The 2009-nt window shown below is 27.2% G+C and carries 3 protein-coding genes; all 3 read left to right on the plus strand.

What is annotated here, in order from left to right:
- Window positions 1-93 precede the first annotated feature (93 nt).
- The 3 genes from C6B38_RS02725 (at window position 94) to C6B38_RS09365 (ending at window position 1806) form a co-directional block, all read left to right on the plus strand.
- Window positions 94-561, plus strand: coding sequence for a hypothetical protein (locus C6B38_RS02725; RefSeq protein ID WP_105298567.1), 468 nt, complete (start codon window positions 94-96; stop codon window positions 559-561).
- Window positions 562-925: 364 nt separating this feature from the next.
- Window positions 926-1528 (plus strand): hypothetical protein, encoded by a 603-nt coding sequence (locus C6B38_RS02730; RefSeq protein WP_105298568.1) that lies wholly within the window; start codon window positions 926-928, stop codon window positions 1526-1528.
- Between the two features lie 74 nt (window positions 1529-1602).
- Window positions 1603-1806: a hypothetical protein gene (locus C6B38_RS09365; RefSeq protein ID WP_146693276.1), complete on the plus strand. Its 204-nt coding sequence runs from the start codon at window positions 1603-1605 to the stop codon at window positions 1804-1806.
- Window positions 1807-2009 lie beyond the last annotated feature (203 nt).

The following is a 2009-nucleotide window of genomic DNA, read 5'->3' on the forward strand; positions in this document are numbered from 1 at the left end:
TTGTCCGTGCCCTTAAAAGAAAAAAGTGAACGCAAAAAAGAAAAAACACCACCCGGTTAGTAAGACAAGCGTGGTTGGTAAGGAGTTTATAATATGACAGAAAGTTTAAAAATTTTAGATTTATTAAATAAATGAGGATATTTAACAGCAGAACAAATTGCATTGCTGTTAAAAAAACCGATTGAAAGTGCAAAAACTAATTTAAAAACATTACAAAAAAAACAATTTTATAAAATTGATAAAACTACGCGGAAAAACATTTATTTTTTAACACACAAGGGCAATTCTTATTTAGGGCGTGAGCATAAAAAAAGTATTAAAGTCAATTGCTATGAACTCCCCCACCAAGATATGCTCATCAAATGACTTGTTGCACAAAATGACATCGAAAATTACCAAACAGAGCGGGAGTTAAAAATGGAAAACGATAACCTCAACGCCTACCCTGACTTAATTGTTTACAAAACTGATGGGACAATTCAATTAGTGGAATTTGAGCGAACACGAAAAACTCCCGAGCGGTTTAGAAAAAAAACTTGATGGTCTTTGCAAATACTATAAAGACAACTACCAAGTCCACTGAATTACCCCAACTCAAACTCTCGCCAATTGGATTGAAAACCAAATCAATAACTATGCTTGACAAGAACTAAACACCCACGAAATYTGAAACAAATAAAAAAAATAAATTTTTATTTATTTTAAAATAAGACTTGYTATTAAAAATTTTATTGTTAAGATGAAATTATAAAAATAGAAATATAATTTTATAGCATAGAAACACAAAATGCTTAAATTCCTTGTGTTTCTGTAAATTATTGTATCAAATTTTAATATATCATATCAATTCTTTTATAAATTTATGGAAATAATAAGGAAAATAAGCCTATTATTTCTATTTTTATAAAAGAAAGGAATGATATATATGAAAAAATTATTAAGTATATTGGGAGCCAGTGTTATAACAACTAGCGGAGTAGCACCATTAATGGCAATGAGTCAATATGAACCTACTACAAAAGAATCAATTTCATCTTTAGCTGAAATTGAAATCAGCCAAGAAGCAAAAAATAAAGATTTAAATATTATATCATTTGATTTAAATATTAATATTCATAAAGTATTTAATGGTACACATACTAATGAGAAATATAAAATTATTGAAACACAATTACTTAAATATACAGATTATGCTACTAGTTGAGATGATTTTAAAACTAAATATCCCCAAATTAGTACAGGTGAAGCAAATATTAAATTAAATGCATGAAATGAAACAAAAAGTTTATCTATTTATTCAACTAGTACTAAATTTTTAAATTTTGATTCTTTCGTTGGACTAGATATTGAAATTCATGGTGATAGTTTCGTTGCTAGGCAAGATTTAACTGCTGAATTAAAATTTAGGGTTGATGATAAAACAGAAACTATTAATTGAATTGTTGAATGAACTGCATATTCTTTTGCCGCAGCTACTTCTATGACATTAGACTTTGAAGTTCCTGTAATAATTTTTAAAAATTTTTAAAAATTAAATTTAATAAATATAGTAAAACCCTTATTTTATAAGGGTTTTTTGCTATTTATCAGTAATTGTCATCTGTGTTGTATTGAAAGTTATTTTCGTGGGAAAATGGTAATATCAACGCCTACCCTGACTTAATTGTTTACAAAACTGATGGAACAATACAATTAGTCAAATTTGAACGCACACGAAAAACTCCCGAGCGGTTTAGAAAAAAACTTGATGGTCTTTGCAAATACTATAAAGACAACTACCAAGTCCACTGAATTACCCCAACTTAAACCCTCGCTAACTGAATTGAAAATCAAATCAATAACTATGCTTGACAAGAACTAAACACCTACGAAATCTGAAACAAATAAAAAAATAAATTTTTATTTATTTTAAAATAGAGGTTGTTATTAAAAATTTTATTGTTAAGATGAAATTATAAAAATAGAAATATAATTTTATAGCATAGAAACACAAAATGCTTAAATTCCTT

It is taken from the genome of Spiroplasma sp. ChiS, assembly GCF_002968355.1.
Lineage (GTDB): Bacteria > Bacillota_I > Bacilli_A > Mycoplasmatales > Mycoplasmataceae > Spiroplasma > Spiroplasma citri.